A 15,912-nucleotide genomic window follows, 5' to 3' on the forward strand; every position below is an offset into this window, starting at 1 on the left:
AGGAATATAGTCTATGATGATATGATTGATTACCTTTATGAAACTGTCAAAGACCGAAAGATGGTTAAGCCTTTATCTAACTTGCTGAAGGCAGCTTAAAAATTAAAAAATGGTCAACTTGAGTATTATATATATCGGCTTTTTAGAGCCAAAACATAATAAATTTTTTGAAGTAGTCAATTCCTATGGTAGGGTAGCGGAAAATGGGAATTTACAAGGGATAGGAAGCTATGTAGTATATAATGAAAATTTCTCCCTTGAAAAATCAGGGGTAGACACAAGGCTTCCGTGAAGTTGGGTATAACTAAAGAAAATTACCCATCATAAGCTCAACAGGTTAATAAAACCAGTGCAAATGAAGGTTAATTTTTCCATAAGGTATAATTTTTGGTAATATTTTTACAATCTTACCCACCTTCCCTATAACCTTAAAACCTTATCGCTGAAAATTGGTTATAACCTTAGGATTTAGAATTTTTTTTCATACACATAGAATTCTTGAAATTCAATTGATGTTTAGTATATTTATGGATAGATACAGCTATCACTTGTTTCCCCCTTTTTAAAGTATTCAATCCCAAGAAATGCAATGTTTGCCGAGAAGGGTATATTTTTAAAAAAAAGGCCAAATTGGGCAAAGCTCCCAAGGTTCTCCCTTATTAGCTCTTTATAAAGCAAAGAGCCATTACCCAAAAAAACTGTCTCCTCTTTTATTAAAGGAAAGAGGTCATCTATATTGCAGGTTATGTAATCGGAAATTCTTCTCTTTTTCTTATATAGGGCTATATAAACCCTTTTTCTCCTTGCATCTATTACAGGACAAATTTGCCTTTCATCCTCAACGAAATGAAAGGATAAGCCATCAAGGGTAGCAACAGAGACAATGGGAATATTAAGACCCTTTGCCATCCCATATCCAAATGCCATTCCTGTCCTTAAGCCTGTAAATGAGCCTGGTCCGGATGAAACAGCAATAAGCCCTATTTCAGAAATGGGTGTATTTGAAGAAGAAAGAAGGTGTTTTGTCTCTAAACCAAGCCATTCTCCATATTTTAAAACATTTGAAGAAAATATAGAGGATGCAATAATATTTTTTTCATTCACAATGGCAAGGCTTCCTGTTGAGGTTGATGTCTCTATCCCTAATGCCTTCATTCATAGTCGGAATAAAATACACCAACTGTATCCCTCTCTAAAGAATTTATTCTTAATGTATGGCTTCCAACATGATACCACCATCCACCGTCATTGGTAATGTTTCTATGGTCTTCAAGATATTCTGGTGGATATATCTCGTTTGTATAAGTCATTGTAGAATGGTTATTGGCAATACCCCTTCTTAACATGCAAGGAGGGATTTTATCTATATAGTCAGGAACAAGGGCTGCTACAAAATCATTTCCATCTAGCCGACCAGGAGGATCAAGATCTCCATCACTATGTCCTGCTATATCCCCCCTTGGCCATTCTTCATTGTGTCCAAAATATGTAGCAATTGCTGTTTTCAGATTTCCAAGATTTCCCAGCGTTGATGTCTCCCTTGACCTATCAATTGTCTCTGTAATCTTTGGAATAACTATTCCAAGAAGAACTCCAATAATTACAATGGCAATTAAAAGCTCAACTAAAGTAAAACCTTTCTTCATATTTAAATTATAAAACAAAATTTATTGTTCGTCAAGATTTTATTGTTGACAGAAATTTTACCTCATCCTCCTTTGTCTTTATCTTCCCATCCAACTTAAGATAAAAGAGTTCCTTTAATATCTTTTTATATATAGGGCCAGGCTTAATTCCCCTCTTTTTTAGGTAATCTCCTGTAAGATGGGGCGAGATTTTTCTAAGCACAGTCAAGAACAAGAATATCCTTTTCTTTACAATGATACTCCTTGTCTTTGACATTATAAAGACCAAACCCTCTATTGGCATCTTATTTAACCTCTCATAAATTGTGCTGTTTTTAAGATTTTTCTTCCTTAAGAACGAAACAATCTCCTTGTCCTCCTTTATCCTTAAAACATCCTTTCGCACCCTAGAAGAAAACCTTAATCTAAAAAGAAATCTTTCTGCATCTTTGCTAGTAAGGCTATCTACAAGAACAAGGAGATGAAGAAAGGCTATATCTATTTCATCCTCAAGTATGGATGCCTGAAGCAAGGATTCGCTAGCTCTTAAAAATCCATTTTTATTTATATTTAAGCCTTGATGAATATAGCTTAAAGCGCCTAATTTAGAAAGACGCAAAAAAGCCTTTTGAGGTCTTTCGTCAGACAAAATAAGCCAAAGCTCATTTCTTATTCTGGGTTTGCTTATATGTAATAGATAGCCCTCCTTTATAGCATTAAACGCCTCTCTCTCTGTTTCTTTATCCATTTTAAAACCTAGTCTTGATTCAAACCTTACAGCCCTTAATATCCTCGTTGGATCATCAATAAAGCTTTTTTTGTGGAGGATTTTTATTCTCTTATTCCTAATATCATCACACCCTCCATAAACATCTACAAGGTTTCCTTTTCCCCTGTTATTTAAAAAAATTGCTAATGTATTCATTGTAAAATCCCGGCGCCTTAAATCTTTCTTTAAAGATGCCTCCTTCACAAGAGGAAGGGCCCCAGGATGCCTATAGACCTCAGAGCGAGATGTGGCAATGTCTATCTTTATTCCGTTTTTTAAAATTTGGGCTGTTTTGAACCTGTGGTGAAAAATACAATTAAGGGATAGCCTTTCGCTTAAATTTTTTGCAAATAATATTCCATCGCCCACAATTAAAATATCAAGGCTTTTTGAAGCTCTTCCCATAATTAAATCCCTTACAAACCCACCAACAATATAGCAGAAAACCCTCATTTCGTCTGCCAATTTAGATGCCTCATCTATAAAATCTTTAAGTAATAAAGGGGTTTTTGCCTCCATTAAAAATAAAAGGTTCCTTTTGTTTCTCTTTATCCTTGAGACAAGCATCTTTTTTAGTTTTAAAATAGGCAGGGCTTTTATGGTTGTTGAACCCGCCTCAGGATGACCGCCTCCACCAAAATCAGAAAGAATAGCACCGACATCCACATCCTTTATTCTTGACCTTGCAATGATGTGAATATGACCTTCTTTCTTAACAAGGAGAAAAAGAGAAGAAAATCCGCCTATATCCATCATCCTGTGGGCAAGAATAGCTAAATCGCCAATATATTTATCTATTTTTACAAAGGAAAATGCAATGTCAATATTGTTTATCTTATAAACCCTTGTGGATGTAATTAGCTTTGAAAGAAGGATAATTTCATCTCTATTTGGGCCTATATTTAAATATGATGAAACAAGAGAAAGGTCTGCACCCTTATCAAGAAGCCATAAAACAGAAGATATATCCTCTTTTTTTGTTGTTGGAAATGTTAAAGAGCCTGTATCTTCATATATCCCAAGGCAAAATAAAGATGCCTCCTCCTTTGTTATTTTTATCTTCTTTTTCTTTAAATATTCTAAAAGTATGGTAATTGTTGCACCATATTCTTTTACTATTACCCTATCCCCTGATATATCATCTGGTTGATTTGGGTGATGGTCATAGATATAAATTGGGATATTTTTAATTTGTGAAAATTTTCCAATTCTTTTTTTTTCTCTTGTATCAACAAGGATAAGCCTTTTTATATCATTTAACCTTATCTGCCTTGACCTTAAAATATCTTGGGGATTTTGAAAAAGAAACCCTTTTACAACACCCTCTACAGAACCCGATAAAACCTTTTTTGCAGATGGATAAATCTTACCTGCGGCAACAATAGAAGCAATAGCATCAAAATCTGCATTTGTATGGGTAGTGATAACATCCACAATTTTGAGTTTTGAGTTTTTTTTACTCCCTCACCGGCATAATAATATAAATAATATTAGGGTTATCTTTTATTTTAATAATTCCTTTATCTATATTATTAGAAATAGCAAATATAATTTTATTACTAGAAATATTTCTTAATATATCAAGGATATATTTTGGATTAAATAAAATATTAAATTCATCACCTTTATAATCTATCTCTATCTCCTCAACTACATCACCTAAACTACTCTCTGCTGTAATAGAAAGTTTATTTTTTTCTACAATAAATCTTGAAGAATTATCTCCCTCTTGTGTTATAAGAGAAACCCTTTTTAAAACAGAATTAAATATATCCCTATCTAATTCAATTTCCCTTAATGGCTCTTTAGGAATAATTTTATTATAATCTGGAAATTTTCCCTCTAATTGCCTTGATATAAATAATATATTTTCTGTTTCTACCCCTATTTCCTTTTCAGATATATAAACCTTTATATCTTTCTCAATACCCCTTAATACCTTTATTATCTCATAAACGCTTTTTATAGGAATTATAAGATTTATATTATTTTTTGTTTCTAAATTATCTACTACAACACTTAACCTAAATTTATCACTTGTTACCATTTTTATTTTATTATCCTCTAATTCTAAATATATTCCACAAAAAGGGATAAGTGTTTCATCTTGTGAGGCTGAAAATATAACCATTCTTATCATTTCTAATAAAATATTTGAAGAAATTTTAAATTCTATATCCCATTTAATTTCTGGAAAGATTGGAAATTCTTCAGGTGATATTCCCATAAGATGAAATATAGAGTTTTTAGAGCTTATTTTTGTCTTTAAATTATCTATCTCTATTATTATATCATCCTCTAAATTATTTATAATTTCTGTAAGTTTTTTTCCTGGTAAGAGAATTAAACCCTCCTTTTCTATATCTATTTTTTGTTTATATCTTATAGATATATTTAAATCAGTTGAAATTGTTGTTAAATATCCATTTTTTGCTTCAAAGAAGATATTATTTAATATAGGTATAGGAGATTTAATATTAGAAACTAAAGTTTTTTGAAATTGATCTAATAATAATTCTTTTTTAGAAATTATTTTCATAATAATAATAATAATGTGAAAATCTTAATAAGTCTACTTTTATTTTATATTTAAGATATTTATTATTAACAGCTATTTGTTAATAAAAAATAATAACTTTTAACTATATATTTTATCCAAAAGTTATTCAGATATACCTGTTGATAAATTATCTATTGTTATTTTTAGGTCTTTATCGTATTGAAGCCTTTTTTCTATTTTATTACAAGCATAAAGGACGGTTGTATGGTCTTTTCCTCCAAATTCCCTTCCAATTTCAGGAAGGGAGAAATTTGTTAATTTTTTACAAAGATACATAGCTATATGCCTTGGAAGGATATTTGATAAGCTTCTATTTTTTGCTTTTATATCTTCAATTTTTATATTAAAATATTTTGCTATTTTTTTCTGTATTGTTGATATAGAGATACTTAAATCATCCTTTTTAGAAACCATATCTTTTAATATTCCCTCAATAATTTCAGGGGTAATTTTTTTTTCTTCTAATATAGAGCGGGCAATTACCCTAATCATTACACCCTCTAATTCCCTAATATTTGTTTTTATCTTACTTGCTATAAAATGAAGGACATCATCCTCTATTTTTATATTTTCATTCTCCATTATCTTTTTTAAAATTGCTATTCTTGTCTCTAGGTTTGGTGGCTGAATGTCTGTCATCAAACCACTTTCAAACCTTGACTTTAACCTTTCTTCAATAGTTGGAATATCCTTTGGTGGTCTATCAGAGGTTAAAACCATCTGCCTTCCAGATTCATAAAGGGTGTTAAATGTGTGAAAAAATTCATCCTGCGTTTGCTCTTTTCCTTGTAAAAATTGAATATCATCAATAAGAAGGACATTTATATTTCTATATTTTTCTTTAAATTTTAAGGGTTGATTAAATTGTATAGAGTCAACAAACTCATTTGTAAATTGCTCTGTTGATACATATATTATTTTTAATTGAGAATTTTTTGAAAATATATGGCTTCCAATTGCCTGCATAAGATGGGTTTTTCCTAAACCAACACCACCATAGATAAACAAAGGATTATAGGCATGTCCTGGTTTTTCAGCAACAGCCCAGGATGCTGCATGTGCAAATCTATTATTTTCTCCAATAACAAAGGATTTAAATGTATATTTTGGATTTAGGGTTATAGGAAACACAGGCGTAAGCTTGCTTTTTATATTATCTATTTTTTTAATAAATGTATCCTTGATAGATTTATCAACAACATAATCAAGAGAGATAGGGTTGTTTATAAGGCCAGAGAGGGTTTTTTCCAAAGCATCTTTATAACACCCCTCAAGCTGATCCTTAAAATATTTATTAGGAATTCCAATTTTAAATTTATTGTCAATTATCGCAATGGGTTTTATTGGTTTAAGCCAAAGCTCAAATTTCTCCTCTGGAATATCCTTTTTAAGGATGTTTAGTGCCTCTTCCCAAAACCCTCTTTCCATTTTACACAAGTTATTAACAGGTTTTTATATTCTCTTTAAAATAAAGAACTTACTTTTTATTTTAAAAAATACCCCCTTGTTTTTTCAGCCCCCTTTTTTATCCACAGGTTATTAACCCTGTGAATAACTCTTAATCCATTGAAATAAAAGAAATTATAAAACATTACCATTAGAAAACCCTTAAATTTCAAAGGGGGCTGTTAAAAAACCATTTTATAACAATATCTTATTATTTTATTTAAGAGAAGGTCAAGGATTTTTATTAAGAAAGTAAGTAAATTGCTATTTGCTTGACAATGGCAGATTGATATTGGTATAATTTTGGTAAAATGGATGATTTTTTAGCTCATAGAATTGTTTTAGAGCCAATATTAACGGAGAAATCATATTATCTTCGTAAAGAGGGCAAGTATATTTTTCGCGTTAATCCATTAGCTAATAAGATTGAGATAAAGAATGCAATAGAGAAGGCATTCAATGTGAAGGTCTCTGATGTAAATACAATGATAAATAAGGGAAAGAAAAGAACAAGGGGAAGAATTATAGGCAAAAAGCCTGATACAAAAAAGGCAATTGTAACCCTTGTTAAAGGACAATCTATTGGAATATTTGAAGGGGTATGATAAAAAAATATAATCCAACAACGCCAGCAAGAAGGGGAATGTCTGTTCTTATAAAAGAAACAACAAAGAAAAAACCAGAAAAATCCCTTCTTGCCAAGTGGAAAAGCTCGGGCGGAAGGAATAATCTTGGAAGGATAACATCTCGCCATAGGGGCGGCGGTGTAAAAAGGAGATTAAGGATAATTGATTTTAAAAGGGATAAAATTGGAATAAAGGGTTTTGTTCTAGCAATTGAATACGATCCAAACAGATCGTCTAATATTGGCCTTATAAAATATGAGGATGGCGAAAAGAGGTATATTGTGGCTCCATATGGACTTTCTGTTGGTGATGAGGTTATATCCTCAAATGATGAGGTAAAACAAAATGTAGGAAATGCTATGACGCTTAAAAATATCCTGATTGGGACAGAGATTCATAATATTGAGCTAAAACCTGGAAAGGGGGCTCAGATTGCAAGGGGAGCAGGTGCATCAGCCCAGCTTGTAGCAAAAGAGGGAGATTATGGTCATATCAAGCTTCCATCAGGCGAGATAAGGAAAATTAGCCTTAATTGTAGGGCAGTTATAGGAAGGGTTGGAAACTTTGATTGGGAAAATGTTTCTTTTGGAAAAGCCGGAAGAAAAAGATATATGGGGAGAAGACCTCAAACAAGGGGTGTGGCTATGAATCCACATGACCATCCATTGGGTGGAGGAGAGGGAAAGACATCGGGTGGCAGGCATCCTGTAAGCCCTTGGGGAAAGCCAACAAAAGGGAAAAAGACAAGAAGGAAAGACAAGGAATCTAATAAGTTTATCATCAAAAGGAGGAAGTAATGAGCAGGTCGGTAAAAAAGGGTCCATATATTTATGAAAAATTGCTTGAGAAGATTAAAAAGATGGGGGCTGATAAAAAGCCTATTAAAACATGGGCAAGAAGCTCAGTTATACCCCCTGATTTTGTAGGCTATACATTTTTAGTCCACAATGGAAAGAAATTTTTGCCTATCTATATCACAGAGAATATGGTTGGCCATAAGCTTGGCGAATTCTCTCCGACAAGAACATTTCGTGGCCACGGCGAACATACCAAGCGTTCAATAGCAAAAACATAATACCCTTTCTATATCAGAATAATCATTGATAATTCTTTTAAGGGAAAAATTATGATTTTTTGCTATCTCTAAAACAGCTTCCTTCTTTCCCTGTCCAATTTCAAGGATTAAAAGCCCATCTTTAGCAAGTAAATTGCCTGCTTCCTTAAATATCCCTGGATAAAAATCCAATCCAGAATGTCCTCCGTCAAGGGCTATTTTTGGCTCATATTTTAAAACAAGGTTTGTCTCTACATATGGTGGATTAGAGACAATAATATCAAATTTTCCCTTTATTGCACTTAAAAGGTAGGCACATACAAAATATAGAAAAATATTGTGCATCTTTGCATTCATTTTGGAAACAAGGAGGGCTTTTTCTGATATATCCGTTGCAAGGACATAAGAGCCTGGAAGAAATTTTTTTATAGATATGGCAATTGCACCAGAGCCACATCCTATATCAATTATTCTTGGATTTTTTATCTTTTCTGCCTCTTTTATTGCTTCCTCTACTAATATCTCTGTTTCTTTCCTTGGGATTAAAACATCATCTGTTATCTTAAATAAAAAACCCATAAATTCTGTCATACCTGTTAAATATTCCAAGGGAACCCCCCTTTTTCTTTCCAAAACCAATTTCTCAAAGCAAGAGACCTCATCTTCTTTTAGCTCATAATTTGGGTTTTTATACAGCTCAATTATTTCTTTTTTTAGAATAGAAGAAAGGAGAATTTCTGGCTCAAGGCTATTGAGGGCAAGCCTTCCTTTAAGCAGAGCCTCTTGTATCTTCATTCTTAAGCCTCATAGAGAGGGCTTTTGAAACACCTGGTGTCTCCATTGTTATCCCATAGATTGTGTCAGCTATTTCTATTGTCCTTTTATTATGGGTTATTATAAGGAATTGGGTATCATTTGAGAACAGCTTAATAAGGCTTACAAACCTCTTAATATTTGCCTCATCCAAAGAGGCATCAGCCTCATCAAGAAAGCAAAATGGTGCTGGTTTTACCATAAATAGGGAGAACAAAAAAACAATGGCAAGCAATGTTTTTTCTCCAGAAGATAACAAAAGAAGCCCCTTTTTCTTCTTTCCGTGTAGCGCTATTTCTATATCTATCTTTCCATTGTTCATAACAATTTCTGCACCTCCTTTGCCAAATATCTTTAAAAAAATAGATGAAAAATTATCATTTGCCTTTTTAAATGTCTCACCAAAGACCTCTTTTGCCTTTTTGTCAAGGTCATCTATAAGACAATAGAGGTCATCCTTTGCCTTATTTAGGTCAGAAAGCTCTTGTTCATAAAAATAAAGCCTCTCCTTTATTTTATCATACTCAGAAGCAGATGAAAGATTTACATCACAATAACGAATAAGCTCTTTTTCTATTTTCTCTGCCCTTTGTTTGTCAAGGCTGTTTGTTGTGCTTTTTATTTTTTCTCCATATTCAGAGACAATGGAATTTATCCTTTCATTAAGAAGGGAGACAGAAACAAAAATATCTTTTATTTCTTTATTATGCTCCTCCCTTATTCTATAAATGCTATTAACCCTTTCTTCTAGTTGCAAAATGTTTTTTTCTTCTTCTAAGATAAAAGATGATGCTTGTGATTTTGTCTTTTCAATGCCTGCTTCGTTATCAAGAATCAAAGAAAGGGCTTTTTTATCTTCCTGCAACCCCTTTTCAATAAGGTTTTGCTCTTTTTCTTTTTCCTTTACCTCTTTTATAATGGTTTCTTTTTCATAAGATATTCCTTCAATTTCTGCTTTCTGTTTCTTTTCCCTTTCCAAAAGAATGGTTAGTTTATCCCTTTGTAATTCCATTTTTCTCTCTCTATCCATCAAGTCTTTTAGCTCTGCCTTTATTTCATTTAGCCTTTCCTCTAGCAATTTTACATTTTTATTTTCTTCTTCGATGACAAGAGATGCTATTTCTTTATATAGCTCATCCTCCCTCTCTTTAAAGAAAAGAGCCTCGTCCTTTAATCTTTGTATTTTTAAGGACAGGGCATCTTCATCCCTCTTTTTTCCTTCCTCCTCTTGCAATAACCTTTTAAGGCAATCCTCATCTTTTAAAAGCAATTTCTCGCTATTTTCCAATTCTTTAATAATAGCCATTTTTTCTTTTTCCTCTTTCTCTCTTTTTTTCTCTAATTCTTTTAACCCTTCTTCTAGCTCAATTAAACGCCTTTTTAAAGAATTTAGCTCTTTTTTCCTTGATAATAAGCCCATCTCGTCACCTATCTCAATTATTCCATTTTCTACCCTTGTGCCATCAATTGTAACCGTTTTCCATCCAAGAGAAGAAAACCTTAAGGCTGTTTCAATATCCTTTACAATCAAAAGATTGGAGAATAGCCAATTTATGCCTTCATCCTTTACCTTAATAAGGTCAGAGGTTCTTCCAATTACAGAAGAAGACAAAGGAGGCTCTTTTTCTTTTATTTTTTTGCCTTCTTTTAAGACAATAAATATCCTTCCTAGATTAAGTTTCTTTGCATGGGAGATTAGCCATTTTATCTCATCCTCTTTTGCTACTATGGACCAAAGCCTATCAGCCAAAAATCCATCTATTGCCTTTGCAAATTCATCCTTTGCCTCTATCATTTTCTCCAGAATAGATGCTTCTTTGACAATCCCATCCCTTATAAGCCTTTCTACTGCCTTTTTTTCAAGGGGAAGGCTTGAGATAGAAGAAATCTTATGCTTGCAAGATGTCTCTTCTTCTTTCATCTCATTAATCATTTTATTTGTCTTTGCCCCTTGCTCTAAAATATCATTTTCTCTTTCTTTAAGATTATTAAAATTCTTTCTTTCCCCCTCTATTTTTTCCTTAATGCTTTGTATTTGTTCTGATAGCTCCTTCTTCTTTAAAACTATTTCCAGCCTTTCCTTATCCAGCCTCTCTCCCTCCTCCTTTAGCCTTTTTGTTCTATTTTTGATATTTCCAATTTCCCTTTCTCCCTCCTCCCTTTTTCCCTTTATCCCTGCCTTTCTGCTTAAGTTATCAATAAGCTCATTTTTTATTTCCTCCTCAATTTCTTGCATCTTTTTTATTTTTTCTTTTATTTCTAAATTTTCTTCTAATAAACCAATAGCCCCTCTTTCAGCCTTAATGTTGGAAAGCTCATTTTTTAAATTTTTTTCTTTTGTTAAAAGAAATACCCCTTTTTCTTTGAGGCTGGAGATTATCTGCGAAAGAAAGATAAGTCTTTCTTCTTTTCTTACTATTTCCTCCCTTAACCCCTCCTTCTTTTCCCTTATTTTAAAAAGCATATTATCTTTTTCCTTTAATCCGCTTACGAGGGTTGTAAATTTTTCCCTTTTTTTCTTTAATATACCCTCATTTTTTATAATTTCATTGTCTATTTCTCTCTCTTCCTTCTCCTTTAAGGCCAATTCTTCTTTTTTTCTGTTATATTCCTCCAATAGGGTATGATATTTATAAATATTAAGCTCATCCTTTAGCCTCTTATACCTCTTTGCCTTTGACGCCTGGTATTTTAAACCATCTCCCTGCCTTTTAAGCTCTGCCATAATATCGCTTAGCCTTGTAATATTCTCTAATGTTTTTCTTAAATTTCCCAATACCTCTTCCTTTTTTACCCTATAGCCTGCAATTGCTGATGCCTCTTCAAAAAGACCCAATCTTTCATCAGGGCTTTTTAGTAGTAGCTCTATTTTTTCCTGTGTCATTAAGAAATAGCCATCCTGGGAAAGGCCTGTATCTAATAACAATTCATTTATATCCTTGAGTCTACAGGGTTTTTGATTGAGCATATATACAGATTCTCCTTGAGGAAATACCCTTCTTGTAATCTTTACATCAGAAAAAGGGGCTTTAAGGAGGTTGTTGCTATTATCTAATAAAATAGAAACCTCTGCCATGCTTGTTGGTTTTTCTTTCTCTCCGCCGTGAAAGATAAGGTCTGGCATAGATTTTGCCCTAAGAAGATGGGGATTTTGCTCACCCAATACCCACCTTATAGCATCACAAATATTGCTCTTTCCGCAACCATTTGGTCCAACAAAGAGTGTCAAAGGTCTATCAAAGGTAAATTTCTCCCTTTTAAATGACTTAAACCCTATAAGCTCAAGAGAAGAGAAAAACATAGGGGTATTATAAAAAGTTAAAAGTCAAAAGTCAAAAGTCAAAAATAAATATCAAACTCAAAAATCATTGTTACTATTCATAACAAGTCAGTGATTAGTGGCCACTTTTTCTCTATTGACCTGTTTTTCTTGCAGGGTAAATAGTTACATAAAATTCTAAAAAAGGCAATATGTTGCTTGTGTCCTATCAGAAAGAGCGGGTTTTTTCCAAAAGCCTCAATGTAGGCTCTGGGATTTTTCCAAATCTATCTTTTATCTCATCCTTTAGCTTATCTTTTGAATAACCAGAGGAAAGCCTTTTGTAAATGTTAAATCTTTCGGCTTCATCAGGAATATAATCCTCTGGAATAAAGGCGTTTTCTGGAATATCAATAGGGGTTATAACCTTTTCGCTTGTCTTTATTCCCTTTATTTTAGCTACAGCCTCAGAGAGAAGCCTTGTGTAAAGGGAAAGGCCAACAGATTGGATATTTCCACTTTGCTCCTTTCCCAATATATTCCCAGCACCTCTTATCTCAAGGTCTGATAGGGCAAGGGAAAGGGAAGAACCCAAAGAAAAGAATTTCTGAATGGCAAGTAATCTTTGTTTTTCTTTTTCTTTTAGCTTTTTATTAGGATATAAAAGATAGCAATATGCCCTTTCGTTCCTTCTTCCAACCCTTCCCCTTAACTGGTATATATCAGCAAGACCAAATTCCTGTGCATTGTTTATTATTATTGTATTTGCAGATGGAATGTCCAAGCCAGATGCTATTATGGATGTTGAAAGAAGGATGTTAATTTTTCTATCAAGGAATTGTATCATTGTTTCCTCAAGGTCTTTCTCCTTAAGCCTTCCATGCGCTATGCCAATTTCTATTTTTGGGATAAGGGCTTTTATGTAATCTGCCATTTCTTCTATTGTTTCAATAGAATTGTGGACAAAAAATACCTGACCACCCCTTTCTACCTCTTTTAATATTGCCCTTTCTATAACCTCTGGGCTAAACTTTTCTATATGGGTTATAATCTCCTGCCTTCCAATGGGTGGTGTATTTATTATGCTTACAGGGATAATATTTGATATGCCAAAATACAATGTCCTTGGAATGGGCGTTGCAGAAATATATAGGCAATCAATGTTCTTTTTAAATTCCTTTAGTTTTTCCTTTTGTACTACACCAAATCTTTGTTCCTCATCAATTATCAAAAGCCCAAGGTTCTTGAATGATATATCCTTTTGAATTAGCCTATGTGTTCCAATGACAATATCTATAGAGCCATTCTTTAATCCTTCTATTATTTCTTTTTCACTTTTCTTTTTAAACCTTGAAAGAAGCCCTATATTTATGGGAAATCCTTCTAGCCTTTGACAAAATGTATTGTAATGCTGATGAGCAAGGATTGTTGTTGGGGCTAATATTGCAACCTGAAATCCATCCATTACAGCCTTAAATCCTGTCCTTAAAGCAATTTCTGTTTTCCCAAATCCCACATCACCAACAAGAAGCCTATCCATAGGCTTATTGCTTTCCATATCTTCCTTTATTTCCTTTATTGCCTTTATCTGGTCTGGCGTTTCTTGGTGTATAAACCCTGTCTCAAGCTGGTTTTGCCAAAGCGTATCACAAGAAAACCTATGTCCTAAAAATGCTTTTCTCTCTGCATAGATAGAAAGGAGCTTTTTTGCATATTCCAAAGCATCTTCAGAAACCTTCTTCTTTGTCCTTTCCCATATTCCATCGCCAAGCCTGTTTATTACAGGATTAGAAGGTCCGATGTATTTCTCAACAAGGTCTATCCTCTCACAAGGGATATATAATTTATCATTATCCTTGTATTCAAGCAGGATAAAATCCCTTATTCTTCCACAGGAATTAAGGCTTTTTATACCCAAATACCTTCCAATTCCATAGTTTATGTGAACAGCGTAATTTCCTATTTTAAGCTCTGAAATGGAAGAAATTGGGTTTATCCTTCTAATTTTTCTTGGGATAAATTGTGGCTTTCCAAATATCTCATTGTGTGTAAGGACAATTGTTCTATCAAAGGAAAAACCGGCTGATATGGGAGCAATAACAACACTGATCCTAGATCCTAGACTCCCGACTCCAGACTCCATAAGCAAATCTTTCATTCTTTCGGTTTGTCCCTGATAGCCACAACAAATAATTATTCTTTTTCCCTCTTTGCCCCAAGATTTTACAGATGAAATGAATTGCTCTATTGAATTAAAAGATGGAGGTTGTGAAATTTTAAATTGGGCTTCTCCAAAAGAGGTTAAGGAATATGGGTTTTTTATCCTTTTTCTTATATCTTCCCATAAAAAACCCTCATTTTCTACGTCTTCTTTTAAAGCATCTTCTTCATCAAGGGCTATTAAATTATTCTCAAGATAATCAAATATAGAGCCTAATCTTTCCGAAAAACAGGGGGATATAATGGCTTTATCCTTATTTTTAAATGAAATCTGTGATATGGGGTCAAAAAGCCTTAAGGAGAAAATTTTATCTCCATCAAATTCTATCCTTAAGGGATAATCATAGTTTATAGGCCATATATCTAATATTCCGCCCCTTATGGCAATTTCTCCCTTTTCCTCACACCTTTTTATCCTTGTATAGCCAATTTTATTTAAAGCATCTATTGTCTTTGTAAAACCTATTTCTTCGGAAAGGGATAAATAAATTTCTTCCTTGTCTAAAGCATCTATGGAAGAAACAGGCTTTAAGATAGATTGGACACCCATTATAAGAATTGTCCTTTTTTTCTCCTTTAATCTTTTAAGGATTTCCCTTGCATCAGAAATTGCTTCAGCTGTTTCATCCTCAGGAAGAAAAAGATATGTATCAGGAATAAAATACGAAATATCCATTTTTAGCCTCTCTGCAAGTGAATCTTTTGTAACAATTAGTGCCTTTTTCTTATCTTTTAAAAGACTTGCAATTACAAGGGGCTTTATGTTCTGGGGAATACCTGTTATATTTTCTTTTTGTGGGGCTTTAAACGAAGAAAGGAGGAAGGAAAGTGGGCATTTCAGAGAATTTTCCATATTAAAAGGTGTCTTTTTCACAGAATATTGAGTTATTAGATAATCAAGATTTATCCCTGCCTCTTGGATGCCTTTCTATATTTCATTATCTTTGTTAGGGCAACAAATCTAAATAATCCTTCAAAGTTCAGTGTAAATTGGCTTTTTCTTTGCAATATCAGCATATTTAGCTGAAAAATATTCAGGCTCTTCACATAATATGGTGCAAAAAATAAATTATTGAAAACAATTAAATTATATTACAAACCTTTTAGGATTTCAAGGATTCCCTGCAAGGGATATTAGAACAATAACAAGAAATAAGGCATCTTAATCTATGGAAATATCCAATATTTTCAACCAATTTTCAGCGATAAGGTTTTAAGGTTATAGAGAAGGTGGGTAAGATTGTAAAAATATTACCAAAAATTATACCTCATGGAAAAAATTAACCTTCATTTGCACTAGTTTTATTAACCTGTTGAGCTTATGGGGGGTAATTTTCTTTAGTTATACATAGACCTATCCCAATAATGCAGAGAAAGGCTTTATCCATTATAACCATTTTCTTTTCTATTATGCTCAAGTTGACCATTTTTTAATTTTTAAGCTGCCTTCAGCAAGTTAGATAAAGGCTTAACCATCTTTCGGTCTTTGACAGTTTCATAAAGGTAATCAATCATATCATCATAGACTATATTCCTAATG

12 protein-coding genes are annotated in these 15,912 nt (G+C 33.0%); 4 read left to right on the forward strand and 8 right to left on the reverse strand.

All coding sequences use genetic code 11. The features are described 5' to 3' along the window. Positions 1-109: 109 nt before the first annotated feature. Positions 110-292: a hypothetical protein gene (locus AB1630_04695; GenBank protein MEW6103101.1), complete on the forward strand. Its 183-nt coding sequence runs from the start codon at positions 110-112 to the stop codon at positions 290-292. A 233-nt stretch (positions 293-525) separates the two neighbouring features. Here the strand turns inward: AB1630_04695 and tsaB are convergent, their stop codons facing one another. The 5 genes from tsaB to dnaA all read right to left on the reverse strand — a co-directional run bounded on the left by tsaB (position 526) and on the right by dnaA (position 6,382). After that, positions 526-1,155 carry a tRNA (adenosine(37)-N6)-threonylcarbamoyltransferase complex dimerization subunit type 1 TsaB gene (gene tsaB, locus AB1630_04700; GenBank protein MEW6103102.1) on the reverse strand — a complete coding sequence of 210 codons (630 nt, stop codon included), beginning with the start codon at positions 1,153-1,155 and terminating at the stop codon, positions 526-528. Next, a complete protein-coding gene (locus tag AB1630_04705) occupies positions 1,152-1,646 on the reverse strand; it encodes a type II secretion system protein (GenBank protein ID MEW6103103.1) in 495 nt (164 codons plus the stop codon). The genes tsaB and AB1630_04705 overlap by 4 nt, the downstream gene beginning before the upstream one ends. 31 nt (positions 1,647-1,677) lie before the next feature. After that, positions 1,678-3,828: a DHH family phosphoesterase gene (locus AB1630_04710; protein ID MEW6103104.1), complete on the reverse strand. Its 2,151-nt coding sequence runs from the start codon at positions 3,826-3,828 to the stop codon at positions 1,678-1,680. 22 nt (positions 3,829-3,850) lie between these two features. Beyond that, positions 3,851-4,933 (reverse strand): DNA polymerase III subunit beta, encoded by a 1,083-nt coding sequence (dnaN, locus tag AB1630_04715; protein MEW6103105.1) that lies wholly within the window; start codon positions 4,931-4,933, stop codon positions 3,851-3,853. Between the two features lie 123 nt (positions 4,934-5,056). After that, the gene (gene dnaA, locus AB1630_04720; GenBank protein ID MEW6103106.1) at positions 5,057-6,382 is read right to left on the reverse strand and encodes a chromosomal replication initiator protein DnaA; all 1,326 of its coding nucleotides are present in this window, start codon (positions 6,380-6,382) and stop codon (positions 5,057-5,059) included. A 329-nt stretch (positions 6,383-6,711) separates the two neighbouring features. Here dnaA and rplW point away from each other — a divergent pair, with 329 nt between their 5' ends. Genes rplW through rpsS form a run of 3 tightly spaced genes read left to right on the forward strand, consistent with a single transcriptional unit; the run spans position 6,712 to position 8,101 of the window. Beyond that, positions 6,712-7,005, forward strand: coding sequence for a 50S ribosomal protein L23 (gene rplW, locus AB1630_04725; GenBank protein ID MEW6103107.1), 294 nt, complete (start codon positions 6,712-6,714; stop codon positions 7,003-7,005). Next, entirely contained in the window at positions 7,002-7,823 is an 822-nt protein-coding gene (gene rplB / locus AB1630_04730) for a 50S ribosomal protein L2 (GenBank protein ID MEW6103108.1), read from the forward strand. Before rplW ends, rplB begins: the two co-directional genes overlap by 4 nt. After that, the gene (rpsS, locus tag AB1630_04735) at positions 7,823-8,101 is read left to right on the forward strand and encodes a 30S ribosomal protein S19 (protein ID MEW6103109.1); all 279 of its coding nucleotides are present in this window, start codon (positions 7,823-7,825) and stop codon (positions 8,099-8,101) included. The genes rplB and rpsS overlap by 1 nt, the downstream gene beginning before the upstream one ends. On the opposite strand, the gene prmC is transcribed toward rpsS, so the two are convergent. From prmC to mfd, 3 genes are all read right to left on the reverse strand, one after another. After that, positions 8,084-8,875: a peptide chain release factor N(5)-glutamine methyltransferase gene (gene prmC / locus AB1630_04740; GenBank protein ID MEW6103110.1), complete on the reverse strand. Its 792-nt coding sequence runs from the start codon at positions 8,873-8,875 to the stop codon at positions 8,084-8,086. The genes rpsS and prmC overlap by 18 nt on opposite strands. Next, positions 8,850-12,194: a chromosome segregation protein SMC gene (gene smc, locus AB1630_04745; protein MEW6103111.1), complete on the reverse strand. Its 3,345-nt coding sequence runs from the start codon at positions 12,192-12,194 to the stop codon at positions 8,850-8,852. Before smc ends, prmC begins: the two co-directional genes overlap by 26 nt. A 187-nt stretch (positions 12,195-12,381) precedes the next feature. Beyond that, positions 12,382-15,225 carry a transcription-repair coupling factor gene (gene mfd, locus AB1630_04750; GenBank protein MEW6103112.1) on the reverse strand — a complete coding sequence of 948 codons (2,844 nt, stop codon included), beginning with the start codon at positions 15,223-15,225 and terminating at the stop codon, positions 12,382-12,384. Positions 15,226-15,912 lie beyond the last annotated feature (687 nt).

The organism is bacterium, from assembly GCA_040753555.1.
Lineage (GTDB): Bacteria > UBA9089 > UBA9088 > UBA9088 > UBA9088 > JBFLYE01.